Origin of the sequence: Streptomyces sp. NPDC057623 (genome assembly GCF_042800355.1) — a bacterium.
Lineage (GTDB): Bacteria > Actinomycetota > Actinomycetes > Streptomycetales > Streptomycetaceae > Streptomyces.
This window is the reverse complement of the sequence record NZ_JBHVGZ010000051.1, coordinates 23962-48375: the sequence shown is the minus strand read 5'-3', so window position 1 is coordinate 48375 and position 24414 is coordinate 23962. Positions and strand designations below refer to the sequence as shown.

General features: G+C 66.7%; 19 protein-coding genes. 13 read left to right on the top strand and 6 right to left on the bottom strand.

Going from position 1 to position 24414, the window contains the following annotated elements; translation table 11 throughout:
* Positions 1–74: 74 nt before the first annotated feature.
* A complete protein-coding gene (locus ACFU95_RS35935) occupies positions 75–884 on the top strand; it encodes an SDR family oxidoreductase (RefSeq protein WP_383836873.1) in 810 nt (269 codons plus the stop codon).
* A 1620-nt stretch (positions 885–2504) separates the two neighbouring features.
* Here the strand turns inward: ACFU95_RS35935 and ACFU95_RS35930 are convergent.
* Positions 2505–2789, bottom strand: coding sequence for a hypothetical protein (locus ACFU95_RS35930; RefSeq protein WP_383836870.1), 285 nt, complete (start codon positions 2787–2789; stop codon positions 2505–2507).
* A gap of 485 nt (positions 2790–3274) precedes the next feature.
* Between ACFU95_RS35930 and ACFU95_RS35925 the strand changes: the two genes are divergently transcribed.
* Positions 3275–4120, top strand: a complete 846-nt coding sequence (locus ACFU95_RS35925; RefSeq protein WP_383836867.1) for a hypothetical protein — start codon at positions 3275–3277, stop codon at positions 4118–4120.
* 65 nt (positions 4121–4185) lie between these two features.
* Here the strand turns inward: ACFU95_RS35925 and ACFU95_RS35920 are convergent, their stop codons facing one another.
* A complete protein-coding gene (locus tag ACFU95_RS35920) occupies positions 4186–5238 on the bottom strand; it encodes a hypothetical protein (RefSeq protein ID WP_383836864.1) in 1053 nt (350 codons plus the stop codon).
* A 264-nt stretch (positions 5239–5502) separates the two neighbouring features.
* A complete protein-coding gene (locus ACFU95_RS35915; RefSeq protein WP_383836861.1) occupies positions 5503–6786 on the bottom strand; it encodes an MFS transporter in 1284 nt (427 codons plus the stop codon).
* A gap of 262 nt (positions 6787–7048) precedes the next feature.
* On the opposite strand from ACFU95_RS35915, the gene ACFU95_RS35910 reads away from it, so the two are divergent.
* From ACFU95_RS35910 to ACFU95_RS35865, 10 genes are all read left to right on the top strand, one after another.
* Positions 7049–8245, top strand: a complete 1197-nt coding sequence (locus ACFU95_RS35910; protein WP_383836858.1) for a hypothetical protein — start codon at positions 7049–7051, stop codon at positions 8243–8245.
* Positions 8246–8278: 33 nt separating this feature from the next.
* Entirely contained in the window at positions 8279–9559 is a 1281-nt protein-coding gene (locus ACFU95_RS35905; protein WP_383836855.1) for an aspartate aminotransferase family protein, read from the top strand.
* A 136-nt stretch (positions 9560–9695) separates the two neighbouring features.
* Entirely contained in the window at positions 9696–10631 is a 936-nt protein-coding gene (locus ACFU95_RS35900; RefSeq protein ID WP_383836852.1) for a TauD/TfdA family dioxygenase, read from the top strand.
* A 114-nt stretch (positions 10632–10745) separates the two neighbouring features.
* Positions 10746–11480 (top strand): hypothetical protein, encoded by a 735-nt coding sequence (locus ACFU95_RS35895; protein WP_383836849.1) that lies wholly within the window; start codon positions 10746–10748, stop codon positions 11478–11480.
* A gap of 192 nt (positions 11481–11672) precedes the next feature.
* Positions 11673–12902, top strand: coding sequence for a hypothetical protein (locus tag ACFU95_RS35890; protein WP_383836846.1), 1230 nt, complete (start codon positions 11673–11675; stop codon positions 12900–12902).
* A 30-nt stretch (positions 12903–12932) separates the two neighbouring features.
* Positions 12933–13700 (top strand): endonuclease/exonuclease/phosphatase family protein, encoded by a 768-nt coding sequence (locus tag ACFU95_RS35885; RefSeq protein ID WP_383836843.1) that lies wholly within the window; start codon positions 12933–12935, stop codon positions 13698–13700.
* Between the two features lie 222 nt (positions 13701–13922).
* Positions 13923–14204: an acyl carrier protein gene (locus ACFU95_RS35880; RefSeq protein WP_383836840.1), complete on the top strand. Its 282-nt coding sequence runs from the start codon at positions 13923–13925 to the stop codon at positions 14202–14204.
* Between the two features lie 84 nt (positions 14205–14288).
* Positions 14289–15527, top strand: coding sequence for a condensation domain-containing protein (locus ACFU95_RS35875; protein WP_383836838.1), 1239 nt, complete (start codon positions 14289–14291; stop codon positions 15525–15527).
* An 83-nt stretch (positions 15528–15610) separates the two neighbouring features.
* Positions 15611–15832 (top strand): MbtH family protein, encoded by a 222-nt coding sequence (locus ACFU95_RS35870; RefSeq protein ID WP_383836835.1) that lies wholly within the window; start codon positions 15611–15613, stop codon positions 15830–15832.
* Positions 15833–15927: 95 nt separating this feature from the next.
* Complete coding sequence (locus ACFU95_RS35865; RefSeq protein WP_383836832.1) at positions 15928–17259, top strand: FAD-binding oxidoreductase; 1332 nt, start codon at positions 15928–15930, stop codon at positions 17257–17259.
* Positions 17260–17456: 197 nt separating this feature from the next.
* Here ACFU95_RS35865 and ACFU95_RS35860 read toward each other — a convergent pair whose 3' ends face one another.
* The 3 genes from ACFU95_RS35860 to ACFU95_RS35850 form a co-directional block, all read right to left on the bottom strand.
* Complete coding sequence (locus ACFU95_RS35860) at positions 17457–19997, bottom strand: amino acid adenylation domain-containing protein (RefSeq protein WP_383836829.1); 2541 nt, start codon at positions 19995–19997, stop codon at positions 17457–17459.
* Between the two features lie 51 nt (positions 19998–20048).
* Complete coding sequence (locus ACFU95_RS35855) at positions 20049–20414, bottom strand: cupin domain-containing protein (RefSeq protein WP_383836826.1); 366 nt, start codon at positions 20412–20414, stop codon at positions 20049–20051.
* Positions 20415–20536: 122 nt separating this feature from the next.
* Positions 20537–22210 (bottom strand): condensation domain-containing protein, encoded by a 1674-nt coding sequence (locus ACFU95_RS35850; RefSeq protein WP_383836823.1) that lies wholly within the window; start codon positions 22208–22210, stop codon positions 20537–20539.
* A gap of 342 nt (positions 22211–22552) precedes the next feature.
* Here ACFU95_RS35850 and ACFU95_RS35845 point away from each other — a divergent pair, with 342 nt between their 5' ends.
* Complete coding sequence (locus ACFU95_RS35845; protein WP_383836820.1) at positions 22553–24136, top strand: amino acid adenylation domain-containing protein; 1584 nt, start codon at positions 22553–22555, stop codon at positions 24134–24136.
* Positions 24137–24414 lie beyond the last annotated feature (278 nt).

Sequence of the window (24414 nt, the reverse complement as noted above, 5' to 3'; positions counted from 1 at the left end):
CGGGGCTACCCCCACCACCCCACCGACCGGCGATGCCTCGGCCAAACCCCCAGAAACTCTCCATGGAGGTTGTGATGTCTCAAGACACGATGGACCTGAGCGGCCTGCGGGTCCTGGTGACCGGGGCGGCCGGCGGCCTCGGCCGGGCCCTCGCCGAGGCCGTGCACGCGGCGGGCGCGCACCTCGTGCTCACCACGCGGACCGCCGACTCACTGCCCGGCGCCGCCGCGGGTCTCGACGGGGCACCCGAGGTTGTCACGGCCGTCGCCGACGTCACCAACGACGCCGAACTGGCCGCTGCCGTCAAGCTGGCCACCGAACGGCTCGGCGGCATCGACGTCCTGGTCAACAACGCCGGTGTGCCGGGACCGGTCGGACCGGCCTGGGAGAATGCCCCGGCCGAGTGGCGGCACACCCTGGAGGTCAACCTGGAGGGCCCGCTGGCCGCCTGCCGGGCGGTGCTGCCCGGCATGATCGAGCGCGGCCACGGGCGGGTCGTCACGATCTCCAGCCACGCCGGGCACACGCGCTGGCCGTACGTCAGCGCCTACTCCGTCTCCAAGTCGGCGGTGAACAAGCTCACCGAGAACCTTGCCATCGAGCTGCTGCCGCACGGGATCACCGCGTTCAGCTACCACCCGGGGATCGTGAACGTCGGCCTCGGAGCACCCGCACCCGAGATGCGGGACAGTGACGACCTCTGGCAGCGCCGCCTCTCGTCCTGGTTCGACGCACAGCGCGAGGCCGGCCGCTACGTCCCGCTCGACGAGGCCATCGCCAACCTGCTGCGCCTGATCCGAGGAGACGCCGACCACCTCACCGGCCGCTACCTGACCTACGAGGACGACATCCCGGCCCTGGCGGCAGCCACCGGACACGCCTGAAGCCGTACCGGGCGGCTGCCCCCTCGCCCCAGCCGGTCTGGGGCAGATCCGCACCACCCACCAGGCGTTCACGCCGCCGGAATGTGCACGTCCTTGGTGATCAGCACGGCGCGGCAGCGTGCCTACTCACATTCGGCGGCGAGCGGTGATCATTTGGACGGCCCCCGCTGGAGGTGATGTGGGCCTCGTCGTCCCACCGCCGTACAGCCGGGGGTGCCCGTCCTGGGGGCGCAGAGCAGTCGTCGTGAGTTTCACGCCGCCGCCGAGGACGAACGACGGGTGCGCGACCTGCCCTGGGGCCACGCGGTGCTCGCGACCCTGAACAGCACGCGCGGGGCCGCGCCTTACCGCGCGGACGGCCGCGCCACTGGTGATCACGCGGACCGGGAGGCGCCCCGGAGCCGGGTCCACGCGCGAGTGGCGTCCCGCAGGCAGGAATCGCGTGTCCTCAGTTCAAGCCCGCAGCGTGTCCGAATCCACACCTGCGTTTCTCCTCGCCGCCCGAACCCGTAGAAAGCGATTTCCGGTGCGTGGCTGTTGCATCGAACCAGCGGACCCGGTGCGGTACGGATGCGCTGAAGTGGGCCTGTATTCGATGTTCGCGGACCGGCGCACGCCGGCGGTACGGCTTCTGCCCGGGCCGTCAGAACGCCTGCCCAGGAGTGACGCGGCGGCTGCGCAGTCATTCTTCGGCGTTGTGCGCTCTGTTCATGACGACGCGCTCGGTGACGGAGGCGAAGGGCGGTCCGAGAGGCGGCTCAACGGAGTGTCGGCGACTCAGGGCCGAGGCGTCTGTGTGCAGATGAGTGGCAAGTCCCTTTGCTGCGTACCAGGCGTGGGCAAAGGCGGCTGAGCCCGGGAGGCGGAAAAGCGGAGCATTCCAGCGTGAGCGCTGTCCGGGTGAGGGATCGGTGCCCGTAACGGACAAAGCTCGCGGGCTGTTGCGAAAAATGATTGAGCTCTCAACTCCTGCGCGTGGAAGGGCTGTTGACTTCTCGTCATGCCGCACTCGTCCTGGCGCACTCGACCTGCCTCGCGCGCCGGTCGAACGGGGGCGCATCGTCGCCTCGGCGGGCGACCGTCGTCCAGGCTCCGATCACGCCCGCGTGCGCCTGTTCGGCCGCTCTACCTGCGCCGACTCGTCCCCGCCGTGCCGATCGCGGCCGGCTTCGGCACCTCCGTCGGGGCTTCCCGCGCCTGAGCGACGGCCGCCGTCAAGCGCTCGCCTCCGGCACGTCCGGGAACGCCGTCCGGCGGGACGTAGTCGGGATCGGCTGCGCGCAGAACACGTAATCGAATGGGGCCGATCTCTGCGGTGAACCTCACCCTGGAGTGGCAACGTGGAAAAGGCTCGATCAGTCGAATGACTGAAAACCGCCCTTGCCCGCGGATGTGCACCGACCTGACCATGGATGGATAACCGACATCGCTCCATCGCGTCCAGTATCGAGACAGAGGAAAATTCGCCCGATCGAACTGGCCTTCGGCGTGATCGGCGTGATGGGCCGGTCTGGCGGTGCCCTGCCGGGCACCTTTTGCTCAAGGGGGTGAGCTGCGATGACGTGCGGATGACGAGAGTTGTCCACTACGTTGCCGATGCCCCTTCAAGGGTGCAAGTGACTACTTTTTTGAATTTTTCCAAAATGCGAAAATCGACCAGGGTTTCTCCGTTGAGATCCATTTGGTCGACGCATCTGGTTCGCCGCGCAAATGGCGCGTCGACCTACCGCCGGAGACCGCCGGAATGGCGCCTTCGGCAAGGGCAATGAACACACGGGGTGAAAAATTAAGATGAAGAGCGCAAGAAAGTCTCTTCAGCCAGTGGTAGCCATCCCTGACCCGGTGGCTACCGCTCGGGCTGTGGTCGCCGTCCGGGACCAAGGCACGCTCGATGAGCGTGGCCATCGCGAGGTGTTGGACCTCGCCGCCGGATCGCTCAGTCGACCAGCCGCCTTTTCAGCCAACTGACATGTCCTGTTTCGGACAGCCCGATAGATCGCCCGAGCCGGTGATCCAATCAGGGATTTCTCAGTGACGCCGTCGCGTCGACTGCTCGGGATGAACGCGTAGCAGTCAGCAGACGCCGGCGTTTCAAGATCGTCTCGGCAGGCAGTGTGCCTGAGGTGAGCGGTGGGTGGCCGCGTATCCGGAGCCGGGACGACGCGGGCTCGATCGAGCCCGCCCAGGGGGCGCGCGTGATCGACCGTGCGCTCGTGCACCGCGAGTGAAATGGACGGTCGAGGGAGGCGACCGATTTCGCAGCGAGGCAAAAGGCTGGCTGGAGATCCGGTATTTCCCGGCTACTCGCCGGATGCGAATCCGCAGGAGGGTATCCAGATCCTCCTGAAGGGCTCCATCTCCTCTTTTTCCTCTTTGCAGTGTCAACGGACATGCTGATCGGCACCGGGTCCGCCTTGAAACCCCCACAAGTGGTCGAGGAAGACAGGAAGACGCTCTTCATGCACACCAAGATCGAAGCCGATGTAGAAGTGATCGTGACCTGGCGGAACAAGACCCGCCATCCTGGCGGACCCAGCGCCAAGGAAAGGATCAATCTGAAGGTCGGCGATCGACTGGACTTCGGCATATCAAGCTACACCGGAGAATTCCAGCCCGGCGCTACGCCCAGCATCGGCGCATTCGAGGTTTCCGACCATCATCTCCTCTTCTCGAACTTCACGACGAGTACCACTTTCGTCATCGAGAACTTGGAGGGCGGCACCGAACTGGTCAAGGCACGCCCCCGTCAGCTGGGCATGGTGATCCCGTTCGAGATGTCGCGCGTTCTGATCCCGTCCGGCGCGAGCATCAGCGAACTCACCGTCTTCACTCCGCCGCCGCGCCTGCTCGGGCCCGACGAGGCCGCCACGGTGGCCGAGTCCGCAATGTCGAGGCTGGACCCGGCGAGCAAATACTTCGCCGTTCTCGTCGCGTTGTGCGAGCCGCGTCTGCGCGGTTCCTCCATGGCCGCCGTGCCCTCCGTGCAGGAGGTGGTCGAACGGCTCAAGGGGATCAAGCAGTTCAGGGGTGCGAACCGCAGCAGCATCAATTACCACATCGACTACCTGACGGATCAGAAGCTTCCGGTCAGTCAGTGGGCCAAGTACGTGGACGAAGGCCGCATGCACTCCAAGCGCGAGGCCCTGGTGGCGTTCTCGCTCCGGTTCGACCTGGTGCGGGAGGAACACCTCGGTCTGCTTCCCGACCTCAAGCGTTCGAGGCCGCAGCCTTCGTGACGCGATGGCATCCCGCCGTGCGGCCCCTTCTCCATGGCTGCCGGCGGGTACCAGCCGCCCCGGTCCTATGATCCGCTGTGGGCGAGCCGCTTCGTCTCGGCCCTGCTGAGGACCCCGCCGTACAGGTTCTCGAACACCGCTCCCCGCAACGCCTTCGGTGTCTCCGTCTTGGAGCCGAGACGAATGTGGTCGATCCCTCGAGCCCGCGCGTACTGGATGGGCAGGTGGAAGAGCAGGTTGAGGTACAGCGCAAAGCGCTCGTCGCTCTCTTCGCCGGTCAAGGCGATCTCGTAGACCTCCAACTCGTTGCCCCAGAGCAGGATCGTCTCCACACCGCGCAAGTCGGCCGTCCGGGCCGTGAACGCCATCAGGCCGATATCGGGATTGTCCTGCCAGCCGGAGTACCGGAAACTCACGAACTCGGGGTGTTCGTGTGCTCCCTTTCCGGAGTTGTGCTCGGCGATCAACCCGGAGGCCCAGGCGTCGACTTCGTCCCAGGATTCTTCGCCCACCGTCATCGGTACCGCTGCGATCCTGCGCTGATCCTGGCGGAGCCTGTACCGGGTCTTGGATGACAGAGTGCTCTCCCACCCAGGGTCGGACAAACCGAGAAGGTGGGCTTCACGCGCCAGTTCGGCCCAGATGACGCGGTCATCGGTCGCGGCGGCCAGCGCGCTCTTCGCGTCGGCGTACATGTAGGGGAACGTCAGACACATATCCTCGTCGGCGGCGTACCTGGCTATTTCGACGAGAAGCTTCCGCAACTTGCCGGGCGTCCTTGTTTCCGCGTCGACGTGGAATCCGGTGCGTCGGTCGATGCATCCGCCGACCATCAACGAGGCCCTGGGGGAACACTCGTCAGCGATGCCGCCCGGAAGACCCCATGAACGGGGGTCATATGACGGGTCGGGCCACGATCGCATGCGGTACCGATAGACCGGAATGGCCGCCCTGACCTCGTCGCCGTCGAATTGTCCGAGGTAACGACCGGTCCACCTGGCGTCCTGTTCAAGCTGACGCAGTCGGCTGTAGGAGGACGCGGCACCGGCCGTTGTGTCGAGAGCGTCGAACTGCTTCTGGTCGAAGTCCGCGATGCCCGAGGTGAAACCCATAGCCATGTATCAGCCCTCATGATCTAGTGTCGAACCAGCGAGTGCCGAGGAGCGCCAGACGGTCGCTGAAGCTGTCGGCGCCGCCCCGACTCGCAGGCCGTCGGCCACGAGCCGTTCGCCGGAGCGGGGTTCGGGGCAGCCGAGGTGGTCCTGCTCGCTCCGAAGGCAGCGGCGCGCTCGTCAGAAGGCGCGCCGCAGGTCAGTCGACGACTCCTGTCGGTGACAGAGACTCAGCGCCGATCGTGACCGTGCGAGATCACGTGCTCATCGTCAACCCGCGGTGGTCGGGGGGATGTCGCGCATGTGGCGGAGCGGGGAGAAGAACACGAACCAGCCGGCCGCCCAGGAGCCGATGAAGGCCACCAGGAGGGCGGGGCGTACGCCGATCAGCGTGCCGAGTGTGCCGCCGAGGACGCTGCCGAGCGGCAGCGTGCCCCACACGACCCAGCGGACTGCCGCGTTCATCCGGCCCATCAGCTCGGGCGGCGTGACCGATTGCCGGTAGCTGACCTGGGCGACGTTGTAGACCATGAAGGCGAAGCCCGTGACGCCCCAGCCCAGCGGGAACAGCAGCACTCCCCAGCCCTGCCAGGCGGCCGCCGCGATGACCTGCGGCGCGCTGAAGACCAGCATCGACATCCAGATGACGCGCGCCGAGCCGATCTTCCTGGCGAGCTGGCCGGCGAACAGTCCGCCGGCCATCGCGCCGATCGCGGAGCCCGCCATGATCAGGCCGGTCAGCGCGGGACTCACGTGCAGGACACGGATCAGGAACACCATGGCCAGCGCCGAGGTCATACCGGAGAACAGGTTCCCGGCGCCGGTGCAGATCACGACCCGCCGTAGGATCGAGTGCCCGAAGACGAAGCGCAGGCCCTCGGTGATCCGGCGGCGCAGCGGCTCGTCCGCCGGCGGCGGGGGCGGTGGCTCCTCCCGGCGCCGGATGCCGAGGATCGCCAGCATCGAGACGGCGTACGACAGGGCGTCGGCGATCACCGCACCGGCGGCGCCCACCAGCCCGACCAGGCCGCCGCCCAGGCTCGGTCCGCCGAGCTGCGCGAACGCCTGGGTGGTGCCGAGCTTGCCGTTGGCGGCCATCAGGTCCTCGGTGCGGACCAGGGAGGGAAGGTAGCTCTGGTAGGCGACGTCGAAGAACACGGTGCACACACCGGCCGCGATCGCCACCAGATACAGCTGACTCATCGTCAGGACGTCGAACGCGCCCGCCACCGGGATCGAGCCGAGGATCAGCAGGCGCAGCAGATCACAGACGATCATGATGGACCGCTTGGGGCGGCGGTCCACGATCGCGCCGGCCGGCAGCGCGATCACCGCGAACGCCAGAGTGGTGGCGGCGGTCAGCAACCCGACCTGGAACGTGCTCGCCTTGAGTGCGACGACCGCGACCAGCGGCAAAGCCACCCGCGTGACAGCCGATCCAATCTCACTGACGGTCTGACCACTCCACAGCAGGAGGAAATCCCGCTGCCGCCATAGGCTCGGACCATCTGTCTTCGACTCTACATCCGCTAAATCCCTCGCTACTTCAGTCACGGCGCCAACCTAGCAGGGCCGGTTCAACCGAGTCAGACCTCCGGTCCTGTTACTTGTTAGGACTTCGGAGAGCCAAGGTCCGTGCAAACTGAGTTCAAGTTGCAGCGGGCAGGAGTGTGGTGCTGCGGTTATTCCACCTCCCGTCGTATAACGACAGGCCCGCTGACCGGCCGGTAGTAGTCGGCCGCCTTTCTGGATTCTCAGCATCGAGCCAGTACGAGGCCGCAGAACACGACTCACGGCCGAAACGGGGGGAGACCGTATGACCGACAGGCTTCCCTTGCTGAGCGCACAACTGACCTTCGGCCTGGACGCGCAGCGCGCGGGTCGGAGAGGCACCGTCACCTTGATGTTCCGTGCGTCGCCGGCTCAGCTGTCGACGGCAGACGTACGTCAGGTCCTGCAATCCGTGCTGCTCAGCAACCCGGCACTGTCCTACCGGATCAGGTTCTCCCGCGGCGCCGCCTACCAGGAGTGGTACCCGGGCGAATGCGACTTCGCCGAACTCCACGCAGCGAGCGGGGATGCCGTGCCGGGCTGCGTGGCGGAGGTGATCGAGGAATTCGAGACCTCCCTGGACGGTGCGGCAATGGCGGCGCGTCTCATACGCTCGCCCGAGAGTGACAACCTGCTGCTGGTTCTCGATCACGCGTTGGTCGACGAACAGTCGATGCTGCTCATCAAGCGGCAACTGGCCGCCCCGTCGGCCCCTGACGACAGCCAGCCGGCGCGTTATCAAGCCGCCATCCACGACCGGAAAGCATTCGAGGACGCGGCCGCGAACGGACCCGGAATCAAATTCTGGGCCGCCCGTCTGGAAGCCGCCGGTGAATTCCCCCGGCCGCCTGGGAGGTCCACCCGGGTCATTCCCATCGATACGCTCCCGGGCGTCGCTGTCCCACGTTCCTTTCGCGGCTCCTTGTTCCCCTACGTTCTCTTCTCGATCCATCGCGCCCTGCGAGACGTCGCGGAGCCGGGTCCCAGCGTCATCGGCTACCCGTGGGGCGGAAGGAACGCCGCGTACGCCGACGTTGTCGGGTGTTTCATGAACACCGTCATCTCGCTCGACCCGCCCGGGGCGCGGCGGGCACCGGACGCCGCGGACGACTTCGTCAGGAGCTGGTACCGGGAGATCGACCACGCGGACGTGCCGTTCCCCGCGGTCACCGCTCTCGGCTCCACGTTCTCCGGCTCGGTCACGGCGCTGCTCAGCTACACGCACGCCGCGGAGCGCACGGTGCGCATCGCGGGGGTCCCGGCCGTCGAAGTCACGTCGACCCACAGCCGCCCCCCTGAGGTGTGCTCGTTCATGGCCGCCGCACAGGTCCGCGACGAGGAACTTCAACTCCGGCTCCTCCTCGACGAGAAGACCGCCGGCTACGGAGCCCAGGAATTCGGCACCCGCTGGCGCCACTGGCTCACCACGGCAATCTCGAGCTTTCCCGAGCGGAAATTTTGAAGACCCGACGACTGGTCCCTGGAGAGTTGACACATGCACAGTTCCACTTCAACGAGTTCACTGTGGCGACCTTGGACGCCGATCACCCAGCAGGCGGGCTCGCTGCGGATCGTCGAGGCACGGGGCAACCGCGTCCGCGACGCGGAAGGCAACTGGTACCTGGACGGAATCTCCGGTGTTCTGAACGCGTCCTGCGGGCACGGGCATCCGCGGCTGATAGAAGCCGCGACCCGACAGTTCGAGCAACTGGTCCACTACGACCCCATGGTGTCGAGCCACGATCCCGCTGAGACGCTGGCAACGCGGCTGGCCGAGCTCCTGCCGGGCGAGCTGAACGAGACCTGCCTGCTCAACAGTGGCTCGGAGGCCACCGAGGCGGCCCTCAGGATCGCGCTCCAGTACTGGCGCAACATCGGTGAGGACCGCAACCGGGTCATCACCTTCGAAGCGGCCTACCACGGTACGACCTACCTGGCTCAGCAGCTCTCGGGCCTGCCGTTCACCGCCAGCGAATGGGCCCCGCCCTTCCCGATCGAGCACATCGCCCTGCCCGCCGCACCGCGCGCGATGCGGACCGAGGAGAGCGCGGACGCGTTGATCGCGCTGTTCGCGAAGGCACTTGAGACCGGACCGCCCGCCGCGGCGGTCATGGTCGAGCCGCTCCTCGGCCTCGGCGGCTGCGTCGTGCTTCCGGCAGGATTCCTCGCCAGGCTCCGTCAGCTGTGCGACCGGCACGGAGCGCTGCTCATCCTCGACGAGGTGTTCTGCGGATTCGGCCGCACCGGCCGGATGTTCGGATTCGACCATGACGGGATCACGCCGGACATCGTCACCATGAGCAAGGGAATCAGTGGCGGGTACCTTCCGCTGGCCGCGGTGACGGTCACCTCGTCGATCAAGGAGACGTTCGTCCGGGAGCCCATCGCCCAGGGCCTGCGCTACGGGCACACCACGGGCGGCCACGCCGTCGCGAGCAATGTGGCGAACGCCGTGCTCGACGTCATGGCCGACGAGAAGCTCGTCGAGAACTCCGCGACCCAGGGCGCCACGCTGCTGGAGGGTCTGCGCAAACTCGAGTCGAGCCCGCTGATCACCGATGTCCGCGGTCTCGGACTGGTGGTCGCCGTCGAGGCCGACAGCCCGGAGTCCGCAGCCGCCGTCGCGACGGCCGCGGCCCAGGCGGGAGTGATGACGCGTCACGAGCGCGGGGTGATCCGGATCGCGCCCCCGCTGACGATCACCGACGAGGACACCGCGGAAGCGCTCCAGAAGTTCAGCGACGCCGTCGAGATCGCCGCCGCGGCACATCGCTGAACCGAACGGCTGAAGCGGCGGGCCGCAGGGGCCGGCGGACCTGTGGTGTCGAGCGGGATCTTCCGGCGCGTTCGGACATCGGCCGACGGTCGCCTCACCGGGGTCCCGACAGTCAAGTCAAACAGGAGGAGATCAAGTGAGCGAGACCGTCCCCATGCGGCAGGAAGCGGTCGTCTCTTCCTTCGATGCCCCGGGCGACGCGCCGTTCTCGTGGCTGCACGACATGGCGGCGACCCTTCGTGACCACATGCTGGTCCGGGGAGCGGTTCTCGTCCACGGCCTCCCCCTGGACGGACCGGACAGTCTCGCCAAGGCGCGAGAGGCCCTGGGTATCGCCGGCCACACACCCACCGAGGCGTTCAACAACCGCAGCGACTTCGGAAACGGCATCCTCTCGCCGATCAACTGGCCGAACGACCGGGTCATCTGCCCTTTCCAGGAGAGCTCGTTCAGCAGGACGTTCCCCTCGGTGGTACTCACCGCGTGCATCACCCCGCCGGACGGCGCCGGGCAGTCGTACCTCAGTGATACCCGCCGGATTGCCGACCATCTGCCGGCGCACCTCGCCGATCGTGTCCGGGCGGGCGGCTGGACCATGGCCCGGTCCTTCCACGAGGGGTTCGGCATCACCTGGCAGGAAGCGTTCTCCGTGGCGGACCGCGCGGCACTCGACGAGCTTTTCGAGGCCACGGGAATCGAACCCGAATGGCTCCCCGACGGAACGCTGTACACGGTGCGCCACCGGCCCGGCTTCATCGATCATCCGGCGACCGGGGAGGAGTGCTGGTTCAACCAGATCTCCTTCCTCAACGCCGGCAATCTGGATCCGGTCGAGCGGGACATCATGACCGACGCGTTCGGTGAGTACCTGCCGATGAACACCTTCTTCGGTGACGGATCGCCGCTGTCCGAGGAGGACTTGACCGCCATTCAGCACGCCTACGACTCGGTGCGGACCGGTGTCCCCTGGGATCGCGGCGATCTGCTGATCACCGACAACATCATCATGGCCCAAGGCCGATCGAAGTTCGAAGGCTCCCCTGAATTCCTGATCGCCCTCGGCGGGGAGTAGCCCCGGATCGGTTCGCAGGCCCCCGAAGCAGAAGGCGACCGTCGCACAGGGTCCTGCCTTTCCACACCCACCAAGTCGCTGGATCGCCAGCACCCAGAAAGGGAGACTCAGGTCATGGCGCAGGTTCTAACAGAGGCGACCCTGCAAGAAATCAAGGACCACCTGGAAGTGGTCATGGACAGCGGGCGCGGCACGACTTTCCAGGGGTCGGAGTCGGTGGTCCGCAATCTTGCCGAACCGAAGGAACTCCGGTCCCTGATCGGCCAGATCATCTCTGACGAGGCCGCCCTCGCCGACATAGCCGCCCGCTCGTACTACCACGCCAACAACTTCCTGAAGCTCGTGCTGCTCGCCGGTGACAAGAAGCCCTGGCGGCTGCGCCTGCACATGTGGCACCCGCAGCCGAACGCTTCGGGGACCATCACGGAGGACATCCACTCGCATCGCTGGGACTTCACGACCGCGCTCGTGGTCGGCGAGTACTTTGCCCAGGAGTTCAAGATCGGCCCTGGCACCGAGTACCACCACTTCAAGTACCTGCCGATCGGGCAGGGGAAGACCTTCTCCCTGGAAGCGCAGGGCAAGGAGCAACTGGCCAGCGTGTTCGAGGCGCTTCTGCCGGCCGGAACGGTCTACCACATCGATCACGAGGTGCTGCACTGCATCTCCCGATCCGCCGGCAAGGCGGCGGCGTCGCTCGTCCTGCAGCAGCCCGCCGTGGAGGACTTCACGAATGTCTACCGGACGGCCCCTGTCGGTGAGCGGGCCAAGACCGAGATCGAGGTGCAGCGGCCGTCCGTCGCTCAACTGCGGGAAGAGCTGGAGCACTTCCTGACCTGGCTCGACTGATTCCGGTCGGCCTCACAGCCAAGGACAGGTGTCTAGGAGAGTGCGCAGGTGCGGCAATCTCATGAGGTTTCACCCCTTCCACGCGCGCTTGCTGCCGGTGGATCCGCGGTCCCGGTTCGTGCGAGTACCAGCGAAAACGATCGGGGTGCGATAGAGGAGCTCGGACGGGCGCCTACCGTTGAATCAGCTCGATTGTTCAAGAATGCCGCGCAGCGACGGAACCTCCCCGGAGACGATCTCGCTCTGGTCCGTGCGGCGCGAGAAGAAATCAAGCAGCGCGCACGCGGCGTGGCCGCACTGATCGAGAGGGTGGAATGCCTCTCGCTCACCGCAGACGAGTGTTCCATCCTGCAACCACCCTACGGTCGCGCCAAGCACCTTCCCAGTCCCGATCGACCGTATGTCCATCTGGCCGTTCACACCGGACACGGTGGCGTGAGCGTCACGCCGGTCTGGGCGGCCGCGGTCGGCGGGAACGTGGTCATGAGCACGGTGGAGAACAGGATCAAGGCAAGGGCCACAGCTCTTGATCCGATGGTCGCGCTCTCCGTGCCGGCCGGGATCGGAAGCCAAATATCCTTCGAAGTGGGCGGCTTCGTAAAACAGTCGCCGGACCCCGAGCGCAAACTGATCCGTACTCTGGCCGAGATGTACAGCACGCGAAAGACCGGGGAACAGACAGACGGCAACTATACGAGCTGGGACCAGCGCGAACGGAACGAGCGGATTCGACTGGAGGTCCTGGCCTACCACATTCGTAACGAACTCGGGGATGAGCCCGTATCCCGATCGGCTTCCTACGTCCAGGAGCTGGCACCGAGGTACAGCAGTGACGACCTGCCTCAGCCGTCCGGACGAAACGCGCACGACGGCTTCTGGGGGCCGGACGAGAAGTACACGGAAGACGAGCCGGAGCTGCGCGAGGCCCGTGACGAGCTGGTGATCCTCGGCATGGCGCGGCAGGCCACGAGGAGCGGATATCGCTCTGTGACTGCCACCTACGGACACGTCGCCTGCTTCGGCCACCAAGGTCTCCTGCGCTGTCGCCAGATCGGGTTCGATGTGATCGACATCAAGGGAGAGGCCAGAATTTCGTTTCTTGTCGACAGGCGCGACTGTGATGTGCTCCAGAGGAACCCGACCGCTGCGATGTCCGCGGCAAAGTACCGCAGCGGGAGTGTTTGGCTACAGTCCCAGGGGCTGATTCAGCTGCATGACGATCCTGGTCCGGTCCGGGACGCGATCCGGCGTCTTGAGAGCCGGTACAACCGCGTTCACCATCGATTGGCACTCGACCTGAGCACGGGTGAGCGCACGCCTGGGGACTTTGTGCTGGCGACCCTTTCTCATCAGCGGCTCAGCAGTCGATTCCGTGAGGCAGAGCGATCGTTGCGTTCAGCCAAGACGTCCGGGAAGCGATAAATGACCTCCCTCTCTCCACAGGATGCATTCATGAGCCCTACACTCCTGAAGCTCGCCACCTGGAACATCGGAGGCGGGATCCTCGGGGAGTCTCATCAGCGCGGCCGAAGTCCGTCGCTCGAATACTATGCCTCGCTACTGAAAGAGCACGCGCCCGACGTGGTATGTCTGCAAGAGGCTCATGATTATCACGGACACCGGGAGGGCCAGTCGGAATATCTGGCGCGATGTGCCGGGTATCCGTATGTGGGGTCATTCCCCACCAGTGAGTCACATATGGCCGAGAACGCTTCCCTGTCGCTCGGCATCCTGTCCCGTTTTCCCATCGAGGACATGGTCTACAGGCAGTTTCCCAATCCCCGGCTGGAGGGGGTCAGCCCGAGTGGTGAGCCCTGGAACCTCCACGACAAGGGCTATGTGGTCGCATCGATAGATCTGGGTGATCAGAAGCTCGGTCTCATAAACGGGCACTGCTTCCCCCTGCATCACTTCGGAGCGAGCCCCACCGAACCGGTATTCGCACGGATGTGGGACATGCTCACGGCAGATCTGTTGGAAATCGGCGGCGCCGGTACAGCATGTGCTGCCCTTGACGCGAACCACGGGCGGATAGAAGAGGTACTCAAAGAAGTCCTGCTCACCGGTAGTTATCTGAGTGCGTTCGAGGGAACTCCCACGACGCCCAGGGGTGTTCAGAAGGACCACATCCTCTACGGGCACTCGATGCGGCTGATCACCACGACGGTGGCGGCGACCGAGTCCGACCACTCCTATTGCCAGGTGAGTGTTCTGGTGTAATTCCGCCGGTGTCGGCGAGGGGCAGGAGCGCGTCACGCGAGGGCCGGCCACACGTCCCACTGCCCCACGCTGTGCCGTGGCCGCAGCGGGCGCGGGCATGTCGGCATGATCCTGACCGATGTCAGTACAGGCGCGTCGTGTCGATCGGTAGCTTAAGTTTCCGCCGCAACCTGCACGTTGTCGTACCGGAAAAACGCGAAGAAGTCGTGAGGAGATCCCGACATGAACCTACAGGATCAAAAGGCGCCGGATCGTGTTGAGGTCCTGACCGATATCTGGCGGAAGGTTCTTGGCAAACCGGACCTCGACGAGAACTCTGATCTCTTTGAGAACGACGGGTCGTCGTTGCACGTCCTTCAGATCACCGGCATGATTCATGATGCTCTCGGTGTCGATGTGAAGCTGCGTCACGTTTTTTCCTACACTTCGCCGCGAAGCCTCTCGGATTTCCTGGAAGGTGAGCTGGGGCAGGTGGGCACCGGTGCGGAAGGCGCCAATCGCTGAACCCGGTAAGTGTCGCGTGCCCGGAGGCAGTAAATGACAGCATCCCAGGTCAAGACCTCCCGGGGTCCGACTTCGCTCACGGAAATGGCCCGGCTGACCGGAGAGTTCGCCGACTGGCACAACCTGCATTACATGGCGATGTGGCTCACCGGTGAACTGAATATTTCCGCGGTCCGCGATGCCTGGCGGCGGGTCTGCCTGCGGCACGACGTCCTGCGCCGGACCTACGTTTCGGCGGATGAAGCATGCACGCATGGCGACGCGCTGAGCGAGGTGGAATTCCACACCGCCGAAACGGACGCGGATGCTGTCGAGCTGATGCGCCGGTTCCTCGGCACCCCCTTCAGCCTGGACGGCCCCGGGTTCTCGCGCATCGCCATCGTGCAGCGTGGGGAGCGACGGCATCTCTTCGGGATCGCGATGGACCACATCATCAGCGATCAGGCATCCTGGGCCCGCATCCGGGCGGATTTCACCGAATTCTACGATCGTGCTCTGGCCGGCGATTCCGGAGATGTCGACGACGCCGGCGACGTCGCGAACGTCAGCAGCTACCAGAGTTTCGCCTCGGAGGAGCGCCGGTTGTTCTCCGGCAGGTGGGGGGAGGAGCGCAGAGCGTTCTGGCGCTCCTACGTCGGGGAGTTCGGGACGGCTCCTCCGCCCTTCTCGGTCGGCGCCGAGCACACGGGCGCGTATCGACCCAGGCGAGTCACCCGTGAACTTCCGGCGGACGCGAAGTCGCGAGTGCACAAGTTCTCGCTGGAGGCTCGGGCGACCCCGTTCGCAGTGGTCACCTCCAGTGTGCTCGCCGCCATGCGGGAGGTCACCGGCGCTTCGCCGGCGGGCATCTCCGTGAACCAGCACGGCCGTATGCTGCCGGGCACGTCGGAGACAGCCGGGCTGTTCGTCCAGACCGTCCCGCTGCACCTCGGACGGCAGACCAGGAGCCCGCTAGAAACGGTTCGGGAGGTGTTCCTCCGCACCCATGACGTCTTCGAGTACAGCGTTCCGCTTCTCGTCGCCGGAAGGCACTGGAACGAGACTTTGATGGCGGTGGACCGGCAAGCGGGACTGTACGTCAGTCTCAACGACCAGCCGCCGTCCACGTACAACCTGCGGGCCTTCACCGGAACCGAGGGGGAGTACGTCGAGCTGGACTTCCCCGGCGGGAAGCGTTTTGTGGAGACCGTGGTCGTCGCGTGGAACCTGTACGAGACGGGGCCGGAACTCGTCGCGCACTGCAACGAGAACTACTTCCCCGGCGCCGCCGTGGAAAAGCTTCTCGAGGCGGCCGAACGGTTCGCGCTGTCGGCAGACAGCTAGAGAAGCCATCGGACCGGGGCCGACGGGGCCGCGAGAACCGCTCGCAGGTACCGGTGCCGGCCACGGGAAGCTTAAGGAGTGGCATGTTCGATGACGAGGGGCGCGAGTTCCGCGTAGTGCGGAACGGCGAGGAACAGTACTCGATCTGGCCGGTCGGGCGGGAGCTGCCCGCCGGCTGGGTCGAGGCCGGGACGCGGGGCCCCAGGGCCGAATGCCTCGCCCACCTCGACCGTACCTGGACGGACATGAGGCCCGCGAGCCTGCGCCGAAGCCTGTCCGCCGACGAGGGATCAGCCGCCGTCTGACGGTCTGAACTGCCTATCGGTCGCGCCCTGGAGCAGCCCGAAGGTGTGCCTACTGATCTGCACGGCGTGCAGACCGACTTGGGGATCGCGTACTGATGACTGCTTTCACCGGGGCCTTCTGGCGAAGCGGCGACACCGGGTTCGCCGACGCCTCGACCTCGCGCGTCTTCAACCACCGGCGACCGTCTCGCCGGCCGGCGGCGGTGCTGCGTGCCGCGAACGCCGCCGACGTGGCGGCAGGAGTGAAGCTGGCGGCGGCGGAGGGCCGGCAGGTCGCCGTCCGCTCCGGCGGGCACAGTTGGGCTGCCTGGTCGCTGCGCGAGGACACCCTGCTCATCGACCTGGCCCTGTTCACCGGCATGTCCTACGACCCCGCCGACGCGACCGTGGCGGTCGGTCCGGCGGTGCGTGGCGGCCTGGACCTGGACCCGTATCTCGCCGGGCACGGCCGGTTCTTCGCCGTGGGGCACGCACCCACCGTGGGCATGGGCGGCTTCCTGCTGCAGGGCGGCATCGGCTGGAACTGCCGCGGATGGGGCTGGGCCGCGGAGTCCATCGAGTCCATGGACGTGGTGACCGCCGCCGGTGAGCTGGTCCGGTGCTCCGAGACGGAGAACGCCGACCTGTTCTGGGCGGCGCGTGGGTCGGGCCCCGGCTTCTTCGGTGTGGTCACCGAGTTCCGGCTGCGCACCCGCCCCCGCTTCCGGGAGCTGACCCAGTCCACCTACGTCTACCCCGCCGAGTTCGCCCCGGAGGTCCTGACCTGGTACCACTCGGCGCGTCACGAACCGCCGCCGTCCGTCGAACTCGCCGCCGTCGGCTGCACCCCGCCCGGGTCCGACTCACCGGTGCTGATCATCGACGCGGTCTCGTTCGACGGCGGCCCGGCCTCGCTGGCCGCGCTCGACACCTGCCCGGTGGCCGGCAAGGCCCTGGCGGCCAAGGTCGCGCAGCCGGTGGCGTTCGCCGACCTCCAGGCCGCGCAGCTGCGGTCCAACCCCGACTACCACCGCTACTTCGCGGACAACGCCTTCCTCGCCGGTTCCGCCTCCGAACTGGTCCCGGCGCTGGTGCCCGCCTTCACCGACCTGCCCACGTCCAGGACGTTCACGGTCCTGGGCGACTTCACGCCCCTGGTGTTCCGCCGCCCGCCGGACATGGCCCTGTCGGTGCAGACCGACCTGTACTTCGCCGCGTACGTGATCGGCGAGACCCCGGAGGAGGACGCCCGGTGCCGCTCCTGGCTGGAGGGGACCATGGATGGCGCGGCACCGTACTCGGCCGGTTGCTACCTGGGCGACAGCGACTTCACCGTCCGGCCCGACCGGATCATGTCCGACGCGGCCTGGGCGAGGTTCCAGCAGATCCGCACCGCCCGTGACCCCGAAGGCCGCTTCCCCGGCTACCTCGGCGACCCCGTGCAGTAGGGCGCGCCCGCCGCCAAGGTTCTGCTGCTTCCCTCATGTGCGGTCACGGTCCCACCAGGACCGTACCGCCCAAGGCGCCGCCCCGACCGGGCGGCGCCTTCTGCACGTCAAACGCCAGGAGGGCGACCGCACTTGAACGCGGTCGCCCTCCGCGCCGAACCGTGAGGGGAGGAGGCCGTCACGGGCGCGGCACGAGGTCAGAGCATCGCCGCGAGCTCAGCGACGGTCGGATTCCGGACCAGTACCTGCGCCTTGAGGTGCACCCCGAGGTCCGTACGGATCCTGCTCCTCAGCCGGGCCGCCAGCAGCGAGTCCCCGCCCAGCGTGAAGAACCCTTCGTCAACGCTGACTCGATCGAGGCCCAGAATCTCGGCGAACATGTCGCACAGCCGTTCCTCACCGGCCGTGCGGGGGCCGCGGCCGGCACCGCCGCCGTAGTCCGGCGCCGGCAAGGCCGAACGGTCCAGCTTCCCGTTGGCCGTCAGCGGAATGCCGGCCAGCGTGACGAAAGCGGAGGGCACCATGTACTCGGGCAGCGTCCTCCCCATCTGTTCGGCCAGCGCTGCCGGGTCCAGTGCCCGCCCCGCGTCCGGCACCACGTACGCCACCAGGCGCTCGTCGCCCGGCTGGTCCTGCCTGACGATCACCGCGACCTTCCGGACGCCTTCCTGCCGGGCCAGGACGGTCTCGATCTCGCCCAGCTCGATGCGGTACCCCCGCACCTTGACCTGGTCGTCGGTCCGGCCCACGAACATCAGCAGGCCGTCCCGCGTCCAGCGGCCCAGGTCGCCCGACCGGTACATCCGCGCACCCACACCGTGGAACGGATCCGGGACGAACCGCTCCGCGGTCAGGGCCGGGTTGCCGAAGTAGCCGCGGGCCAGGCCCGCGCCGCCGAGGTACAACTCACCGACCACGCCCGGCGGTACCGGATTCAGGTGCTCGTCCAGCACGTAGACCCGCCTGTTGTCCATCGGCCTGCCGATGGGGACATCTCCCGGCACCTGCTCTGCCCGCTCCAGGCAGTGGTAGGTGACGGCCAACGTGGCCTCGGTAGGCCCGTACTGGGGACGCACGACAAGACCGGGAGCCGCGTCGAGCGCCTTGCGCAGGGCGACCGGCGAGAGCACCTCCCCGCCCGTGTACACATCGTTCATCCCGGCGAACACGTCTGCCGAATCATCGACGAGCATCCGGAACAGACCGCCGGAGAAGATGGCACCGGTCACGCCGTGGCGCGCGATGAGCTCCTTCATGCCCTGCGCATCCAGGTCGCACGGCGGGGCGATCACCAGCTGCCCCTTCCTGAGCAGCGGAGACCAGATCTCACCCGTCGACGGGTCGAACGCCAGGGGCGACTGCACCAGCATCCGTTCCAGCGCCGAGTCCTTCATGGAGGTGTCGAGAGCCAGGCACACCGCGCTCCGGTGGGACACCTGAATTCCCTTGGGGACTCCGGTCGAGCCCGACGTGTACAGGATGTAGGCGGCCTGCTCGGGCAGCGGCTTGCGGTCGAGGTTGCCCGTGGCCACGCCGTCCGCGCTGTCCACCGTCACGAGGAACGCCTCCGTGGCCCCTCGCACGGCTTCGTGGTCGGCATGCGCGGCGTCGGTCAGCAGTAGCCGGACGTCTGCGGCCGCCATGATGCCGAGCATGCGTTCCGCAGGATGTGCCAGGTGCAGCGGAAGGTAGCAGCCGCCTGCCTTGAGCGTTGCCAGGACCGCGACGATGAGCTGCGCGGAGCGGTGCATCACGAGGGCCACCGGCTCTTCGAGCCGGATACCGGCCCCGACCAGCCGGCCGGCCAGCTCGTTGGCCCGGGAGTTCAGTTCGGCGAAAGTCAGCGAGACCTCGCCGCACACCACCGCCACCGCGTCCGGCGTCGCCCGGACCCGTGCCTCGAAGAGCTCGACCAGCGAGTGCTCGCCGAGCGCGTACTCCGCGCCGCTGGAGGTTTCCAGCAGGTCCCTGAGTTCCTGGCCGGACAGCAACTCCACACGGGACAGCGCGGTGTCCGGTTCGGTGGCGAACGCCGTCAGCAGCCGGACCAGACGATCCGCCAGCGACGCGACCGTCGCACGGTCGAACAGATCGGCGTCGTACGCGATCTCACCGACGACCCCCGCTGGTTCACGACCGCTCTGCTGACGCTCCGTCAGGGTGATGGAAATGTCAAACCTGGAGGTGCCCGTCGAGCCGGTCCCGGGTGTGGCCTCGTCGTTCACGAGAACGCTCACCTGGACCAACGAGCTCCGCCCGGCGTACTGCGCCAGGTCGACGACCTCGGCCAACCGCTCCACGGACAGGTCGTGCAGCGCGCGAGCCGAACGATCGGCCTCGCGCGTCCGCTCCACCAACTCGCGCAGGCTCGGATCGCCCGAAGTGTCGATCCGGAGTACGTGGTGATGCGCGAAGAAGTCCGCCGCCTCGCCCTGCGGATCGCCCGGCCGCGCTGCTGCCGGAGCTGCGATCGGGATGTCGGCACCGGCCCCCAGCCGGGTCAGCAGGGCGGCCACGGCGGCGCTGACCACCGTCGACATCGACGCCCGGGCCTTCTCGGCGGCCGTGAGGACGGCCAGGTGGGTCTCGGGAGCGACTTCGAACCGGTGCAGCTCCGTGCCCGACGAGGCGTGAGCCGGCCTCGGACGGTCCGTCGGCAGTGCCAGTTCGTTCGGCAGCGAGGCCAGAGTGCGCGAGCACTGTTCAGTGAGCGGTGCGGTGTCATCCGTGGTCGACATGCCATCCTCCATCCAGCTGGTGATGATGCCCGCCCCATGAGGAATAGGGCATTAGTAAGGGCTCTCGCTTTCACTGATGAACCTGACATGCCGTTCATCTTCTTCATGGAATGCAGGTGCCACGGTCAGAACCATCTCCATCGACCCGAAGTAGTGTATTCGGGTGTTCGGCGGGGCCGTGATCAGATCAGTGGCGCCGACGGTGACCGCCTCGCCGTTCAGGTAGAACACTCCCTGACCGCTGACGACGTAATAGACATAGGAACTTCTCACGTTGCAGAATTCCTGAAAGTGCCCGCGCTCGACATTCACGCGAACGACTGTCGCCGACGGATCATCCTGACCGTAAACAGTCAGGTCGATGCCATGCTTGTTGAATCTCTCCGCTTCTTCGACCGTGTATTTGTACCTGGTCATCGTGGAACTCCTCCGGGCCGCTCGGTGCATCCCTCGACAGCTCGGGCGCCACGGGCGCGGGCAGCGCGGTGCTGCTCACGTCGTGGCGCCCGGCGTGATCGCCACGGACAGTCGGCTCGTCGTCAACGCTGGAGGTCGGGGGTCAGCTCACGGCGCGCCGCCGACGCCGCCTCGAGCTGGAGCGGCGACGAGAACTCGAAGAGCAGGCTCGTCGGGGGCCGCCAGCCCGAGAGCGACTCGTAGTGCGCCAACAGCACCGGTACGAGCAGCGAGTAGCCCCCGGCCCGGAAGAAGTCGGTGTCGTCGTCGATGTCGTCGCGCTCCAGGATGTCGCGAAACGCCTGGAGCCACAGCGACTCCGCATACTCTCCGCGGTCGGCCGCGTCGGCGGCCGAGGGGGCCTCGTCGGCCGTCGGGACAACCTCGTGCTCGTCACGGGTGGCAGGCACCGCCGGCGCGACCACGGCCGGCGCCAGGGTGCCGATCGGCGCGGACGGGTGCGCGACAAAAGCCCGGAGAAGGTCCTCGAACTGCGTGGCGAGCAGTTCCACGTCCTCTGGGCCGAACAACTGGGTGGAGTATTCCCAGACCAGTTCGTAGGCGCGGTCACCGCTGTCCCCGTGAAGGACCTTGTCGGGCATGACGACGACGCTGAGGTCGAACTTGGTGCTGTTGGCGCTCAGGGCAACCTGCATGTCGACCGACAGGCCGGGTACGTCCACCGTCGGGCACGGCCCGTCATGCATGCCGAACATCATGTTGAACAGGGGGTTGACCAGCCCCCTGCTGCTGAGCTTGAGAGCCTTCACCAGGTCCTGGGTCGGCGCCGACTCGTGATCGATCGCGTCGAAGATCGCCGTCATGGCGCCCGCGGCGACCTCATGGCCCGGGCTGCGGGGATCGATCACCAACCGGAGCGGAACAGCGCTGACCATCATGCCGACCGTGCGCTCGAATCCCGCCGGACGGTTGGCGACCGGCAAGCCGATGACCAGGTCGTTCTGGCCGGAGTGCCGTCGACAGAGCTCGGCGTGGACGGCCAGCAGCGCGGAGAAGACGGTCTGGCCGCTCTCCCGGGCGAGTGCGCGCACCGAATCCATGAGCTCGACCGAGAGCGCCTGTCGGTACTGCCCTCCGCGGTGGTCGAACAACGCTGACCGTCGAGAACCCAGCCCGGGAAAGTCAACGCTGAAGTCGGCTCCGTCGAGCTGTTCCTTCCACCATTCGACGTCGGCGGCAATAGTCGCGCGGTACTCGCTGGAAGCGGTATACGCCACGTAGTCCTCATACGAAGGGGCGGCGTCCGGGGAGTATTGCCTGCCGGACACCTCCGCCGAATACTGCCCGAGTACGTCGCTGAGAAACTCTACGGTGGACCTGCCGTCATGCACCAGATGGTGTTCGGTGACGAAGAGCTGCCAATGGCTCTCCGCCAGGCGAACCAGCGTCCAGCGAGCCAGTGGAGCGGTCCGCAGGTCGAATTCGGCGTGCACATGTTCCCGGAGGAGATCCGCCCTTTTCCCTGCGAGATCATCAGCGCCTCGCAGGTCGTGCTCAGGAACTTCCACGCGGAGGTTCTCCGCGACTTCCTGGCGGGCGACCGCGGAGTCCTCATCGCATATCTGAACCCGCATCGCGTCATGTCGTCCGACCGCGTCGGCAATGCACTGGCCGAGCACCGTGGGGTTGATTTCACCGTGAAAGTCAATCACCGCGGTGGCGTGATAGGCGCGACTATCAGGAACCACCTTCTGCTGTAGCCAAACGATTTGTTGTGAGGCGCTCAGCGGGAACACACCGGGTCTCCTTTTTGATACGACTGGCGTCGAGTATGCAGGCGCACAGGTGGTAATCCGGTACTGGTACCTGTCAGTACGTCAGCGGGCAGTGCTACCCGATCCAACACCAACGCGAGGCCCCGGTCTCCTCACCACTGTCAGGACGAGCGCAGCTTCGCGCTACGTAATCTGGCGCTTGATAAGAGCGTCGTAGTCATCGCGCCCGAAGATTGCACGCCAGCCGAGGAGGGCGCTGCCCAGTGCCCCGGTCAGGCCGCGAGGCTCCTCCGCCTGTCCGACGGCGGCCCACAAGCGGCGCCGGGAGCGTCGGGCCATCCTGAAACTCTGAGAGGCAAACCTATGCGCGATGCGGTAACCACTGCTCAGCAGCGGTCCTATCTCGATGAGGCCGTCTCCCTGCCTGATCTGTTCCGCAAGGTCGCGGCGATTCGTGGCTCCGGTCCGGCGCTGCGCGACAACGGGCAGACGCTGAGCTACCACGAACTCGACCTCGTCTCGGACCGGCTGGCCGCCCGACTAGCGAGGGACGGAGTTCGGCCGGGCGACCGAGTCGGGCTGCTCCTGCACCGTTCAGCCGCAATTCCGATCTCCATCCTCGCCGCCCTGAAGGCGGGAGCCGCCTATGTGCCGCTCGATCCCGCCTACCCGGCCGAGCGGCTGCGCTATTTGGTTCGCGACGCCGGGATGAAGCTGGTCATCGGCGACCGGGAGCAGATCACCTCCGCCGGGCTCACCGATATCCGCGTGGTCTCACCGGACGGCGACGGAGAGGACGTTCCGCCGCTGCCGCACATCGACCTCGATGGCAGCGAACTGGCGCACATCCTCTACACCTCCGGTTCGACCGGCACCCCCAAAGGCTGCATGATCACGCACCACAGCGTGCTTGAACTGCTGCGCAGCGCGGTGTCGATATTCGACGTAGGCACCGAGGACCGCGTCACGCTCTTCCACCCGTACATCTTCGACCTGTCCGTCTCCGAGTTCTGGCTCTCGATGGCCGCCGGGGCCACATCGGTCGTCGTTCCACTGCGGATGGCGCAGTCCGCGTCCGACCTTCTCGCCCTGCTCCACCGGGAAGCCGTGACCGTGATCAGCCAGGTCCCCACGTCCCTTCGAGCACTCGCCTACGCCTACCACGAGGCCGACCGGCCGCAACTCGCCCTGCGCTATGTCGTGGTCGGCGGAGAGGCCGTGGAACTCAACGTGATCTCCGCCTTCCTGAAGGCTTACCAGGGCACCCGGCCGAGGGTCGTCAACGTCTACGGCCCCACCGAAGCCACGTGCTACGCCACATGCCAGGTGCTGACCCAAGCCGACCTCGACGGCCCCGTGCGCACGCCGATCGGCACTGCGCTGCCGCACCTGCTCGTCGAGGTGCGCGGCGAGGGGATGGAACTCCTCCCGGACGGCGAGGTCGGAGAACTAGTGATCGCCGGTCCGGCGGTAGCGGTGGGGTATCTGGGGCGGCCCGAACTGACAGCCGAACGCTTCGTCGTCCTCGACACCCCGACCGGACCAGTGCGCTACTACCGCACCGGGGACCTGTCCAGGCGGCTGCCGGACGGCTCCTTCGAATACCTCGGCCGCAACGACCAGCAGGTCAAAGTACGTGGCGTCCGAGTCGAACTAGGTGAGGTGGAGGCATTCCTGCGCGCCCACGAACTGGTCAAGGACGCTGCCGCCACGGTCGTCACCACCGCGGCCGGCGCCCAGTTCCTCGTCGCATGCATGGTGCTCGCGGACCAGGCCCCGGAAAAGCCCGAGGCGGAGCTGCGACAGCACATGCTCGAATCCGTACCGCCTTTCATGGTGCCGGATCGCTATCAGTTCGTTCCTGAGCTGCCGTTGACGGGATCAGGAAAGGTGGACCGCCGTGCCGTACAAGACATGGCGACTCCGCGCCGAACTCGGCGCCCTTGAAACCCGGCAGTACTTCGACCGGAACGCGGAGACCGGCGGCACTGGCGGCCGCCCGCTGGAGCCGCTGTGCGACAGTGGCCCTCGGCGCCCGCGCCGGTCTCGATCGGGGCGCCGGCACACCGCCCGCGGCCGAGCCCTGACCGATGTCAGTACGGGTGAACCCCGCAGCTCACTAGCCTGTTTCACATGAGAGGCCAATTGCCGCCGGGCATCGATTCCGATCGACTACGAGGCTTATGGAAAGGTCGCCCCGACAGCGGGCACCTCCGAAGTCCGGC